The organism is Daejeonella rubra, from assembly GCF_900103545.1.
In the GTDB taxonomy this organism is placed as follows: Bacteria; Bacteroidota; Bacteroidia; order Sphingobacteriales; family Sphingobacteriaceae; genus Daejeonella; species Daejeonella rubra.
The window spans coordinates 1-4029 of sequence record NZ_FNHH01000056.1 but is presented as its reverse complement, the minus strand read 5'-3'; the positions used below and the strand labels follow the sequence as shown (position 1 = coordinate 4029).

Genomic DNA, 4029 nt, shown 5'->3' with positions numbered 1-4029 from the left:
GCAGAAGCTGATCAGCTTTCTTAATTCTGAATATTCTTAATAGCCGGCTTTGCAACTGGCTTAGGCAGCACTTTAACAGGAGCTTTTACAGGAGTTTTCGGTTCCGTACTTTTTGCAGGATCAGTCTTTGAAGGGGTAGTCTTTGCCGGAGTACTTTTCTTATCTGATTTTTTTGCTACAGCAGGCTTTGACTCTTCCTTTCCTGGTTGAGGAATGATCTCCTCCTTCGATTTTGGCCGGTCGCGGGGTTTCCAGATGAAGCCTTTTAAAACCCTGTCTTCTTCCCTCAGATCTTTCATCGGAGTAATGGATGCTTCAACAGAACGAATGGCACTGATATTATTTAGCTTATTATCTTTGAGATGGATCCTCAAGCGGCTGCTGATCATGTGATTCAGTCCGCTGTAAGCTGAATCCTCTTTCAGATAATATACACTTTCTGCATTGCCGTCAACAAACATATTGTTCAGCTTGTTATTCTTAAAATATCCGGTGATCACCTTCCCCTTGATCTGATTGAAATTGGCAGAGTCGGCATCTTCGGTATTAACAATAAAACTATTATGCTGCAAAAGCATATTATCCAGCTTTTTGTTCTTCATCTGAAGGTATACCGTATCTCCGGAAAGCTGGGAACCCTGAGCCCAGATCATCGGGTTTACATAACACCTGACCGTTGAATCAGAGTAGCTGAAAAACATAGAATCTGCCTTTGCCTGCAGATCAGACTTAAATATTTTTGCATTATGATAGGCCATGATCATCCTGGTGCGTGTTGTATCTGTACTGACAGAATCTTTAGCTACGGAAACCACTTTAACGGTGTCAGATAAGGCCTTTTTATTTAGGGTATCCTTTTTAGATGTTTCTTTCCCCTTTTTCAGATCAGGCGGAGGTATTTTGGCAGGGGGTATTTTCTCCTCCGGAGGGTTCACTGGTTTCTCAGCAGCAACATCCATTTCAGGCTTTTTAGGGACGCCTCTCAAGGCCGGCCGATTTTCTTTTTCATCTGCCAGAGCGGGATTTATCGCATCCTGTGTATTTATTTCTGGTGTCTCCTTTGCTGGGATCTGATCATCAGGGATGATCTCCTCCTGTTTATACGGGATGAGATCCCGGGCAAATACCACCTTACTAAAAAGAGTATCTGCCGTCATCCAGATTGAATCGACCTTTGCTGAATCAGATTCAGAAATGATTACTACATAAGGATTTAGTGTGACCAGAATGCTTTCATCCGACTTTTTATATTCACCGAGGCCGCCTTTCAGGATAGCTTTTTCAGCGGTGTCAATAAATGTAACATGACCCATAGCCTTTCCATATCCTGCCTTACGATCATAAAACAAGCTATCTCCCGTCAGGGATTTACTTCCCTGAGTGTATAAATTATTCTTACCGAAGCGTGCCTGGTCACTTGTTGTGTTATAAGTTCCGTTCTCTGTGTAAAGCGTATCATCCTTTCCGTAAATATTGGTCGGGCCGTAGAAATAAGCAATTTTTGAGTTTGAATTGTAACGTAAGGTATCGTTTTTGATCAATGCATCAGGTGTAGTAAGCACCACATTATTTCTGAAATAAGCATCCCGCGTAGCAGCAAAATAATAGCCATTCTTGCTGGTCAGAACATTTTTTCCATTCACGATCTTTCCGCCACCATTATACGTCCCGATTCGGGTATTCATATTATAGGTTAAATTATTGGTGGTTAAAGTAGCATCTCCATCAATTAACCTTACATTGTTAGTTAAAATTGCAAGTTTGGTATTACCATCGTAGTTCAGCAGATCAGAATATATGGTAGTCCCTGAGGGTTGAGTGATCACCACATGACCAAAAGCATCAAAGGTATTGGCATTCTGATTAAAATCGGCACTGTCCGCAGCGAGGGTTGAACCTTCCTGAACAAAAACAGGGCGAATGATCCTGGCAAAACCCGAAGCCTGAAAGCCCTTGATCAACTCAGATGACCGGATCTCGATCTGTCGTCCCTGAGCAAAGGCTGCGATCGATATAAGGGTAAGCAGAACTGATAATAGGAATATTTTCACCATGCAAAAATAGTTTTTTGGCTAAGGATTTTTAATTAAATAATTTTGACAACATGATAGCCTTAAACCGTCTGCAAACTTTTATCAAACAGCATGCCCTTTTTCAGGAAAAAGATCGTGTATTGCTTGCTGTGAGCGGTGGCCGCGACTCAGTGCTGATGGCAAGACTGTTCAAATCAGCCGGATTTAATTTCGGCATTGCTCACTGTAATTTTCAATTGAGGACCGAAGAAGCTGATAAAGATGAGCAGTTTACGGCAGAACTTGCTTCTGAACTTGGGGTCGAATTCTTTGCTACAAGATTTGACACTGCAGAATATGCTTCCGAAAATCACATCTCCATTCAAATGGCTGCAAGAGACCTGCGCTACCAATGGCTGGAAAAGATCAGACAGGAATTTGACTATCAGTATATAGGACTTGCACATCACCAGAACGATGTGATAGAAACTATGCTTCTGAATCTAACCCGCGGGACTGGTATCGCAGGATTGCATGGGATTTTAGCAAAGAAGGGTAAACTCATCAGGCCCCTTTTGTTTTTAAGCAGAGAAGAAATTGATGAAATGCCCCCATTTGAATATAGAGAGGATAGTTCTAACCTCTCGGTTAAATATGCACGGAACAAGATCCGGCTGGAGGTTATTCCTGTTTTAAAGGAGTTGAACCCAAGTCTCGAGCAAACCTTTGAAGCCAACAGAAAACGCTTTGCAGAACTTGAAATTTTCCTTGAACTGCATGTTGAAAGACTCAGAGAGCAGCTTTTCAAAAAACTGGACGATCATGAATTTGAAATAGACCTTCAGGCATTAAAGAATTTAATCCCGCTGAACACCCTTTTATACGGACTGTTTCATCCATTTGGGTTTACTGAAACCGTATTAAATGATCTGACCCGGGCATGGGATGGTTCGCCGGGAAAAGTATTCAGATCATCAGGGCATCAGTTAATCTTAGACCGTGATCGGCTCATACTTTGCCTGATCGATCAGAGTACTCCGGAAGATGTCAGTATCGGCCATGAATCTGCGGAATATATCTGGAATGGGCAGAAATTCACAAGCAGGGTCATTGCCATTGATGAATTCCAATTAAGTAAATCTGCAATAATTGCACAGCTGGATTGCGATCTGCTTCAATTTCCACTGAAATTAAGGACCTGGAAAAATGGTGATCAGTTTCAGCCACTGGGCTTGAAGAGTAAAAAGAAGCTTAGCGACTTTTTTATAGAACAAAAGATCCGGCTGAACCATAAGAAAGACATCGGAATACTTGAAAATGGCAACGGAGATATCTTATGGATTGCAGGCTTACGTATTAGCGAGCGCTTTAAAATTAGTCCGAACACAAAAAAAGTATTTATCTTAGCACAATCGATCTGATATGCAAGAAATAGAGCCAGCTTTTTTAGAAAAACAGTACCTGGGCCGGGATCATGGCCGAATCAGTATCAGGCTGGTTCTGGCATTATTCTGTTTTGCTGCATATTATATTACTGAGCGACGTGAACAGAATGCAGAGCTGTTCCTGGTGGTTGGATGCGGCATCCTTGTGGCATCAGTGATCATGATGTTCCTGCTTCATTATAAAACCACGGTCTATAATAAAAGTATTGTACTGGATGGTTTATGGACCACAAAAATGGTCAAGATCGATTTGAACAGCATTATAAAAGTCGAACGTACGCCCTACAGCTCATTTATCATCAATAATCCGGTTTATAATCTACATCAGAAAGGTACGGTTCGCTTTTATGCCGATGGTAAAGATGCCGTAAAGCTTACCGACAGAGATGGCCTGCTTTATATTATTGGTACCCAACGCCCGGTAGAACTGGAGCAGAGTATTAAGGCTGAAATGAAGAAATAATAGGGGGTTTAATTCGTCATTTCCTTTGGTCAATGAAAGAATATTTATTAGCTATTACTATTGTTGAAATGGGGGGTCCGGGGGGTGTTAATAAACTAAAATCTTTGTG

General features: G+C 41.5%; 3 protein-coding genes. 2 read left to right on the top strand and 1 reads right to left on the bottom strand.

Features of this window, described 5'->3' with window-relative positions:
- Positions 1–20: 20 nt before the first annotated feature.
- Complete coding sequence (locus BLR27_RS18210) at positions 21–2054, bottom strand: OstA-like protein (RefSeq protein ID WP_090707293.1); 2034 nt, start codon at positions 2052–2054, stop codon at positions 21–23.
- Positions 2055–2104: 50 nt separating this feature from the next.
- Here BLR27_RS18210 and tilS point away from each other — a divergent pair, with 50 nt between their 5' ends.
- Complete coding sequence (tilS, locus tag BLR27_RS18205) at positions 2105–3433, top strand: tRNA lysidine(34) synthetase TilS (protein WP_090707292.1); 1329 nt, start codon at positions 2105–2107, stop codon at positions 3431–3433.
- A 1-nt stretch (position 3434) separates the two neighbouring features.
- The gene (locus BLR27_RS18200) at positions 3435–3920 is read left to right on the top strand and encodes a hypothetical protein (protein WP_090707290.1); all 486 of its coding nucleotides are present in this window, start codon (positions 3435–3437) and stop codon (positions 3918–3920) included.
- Positions 3921–4029 lie beyond the last annotated feature (109 nt).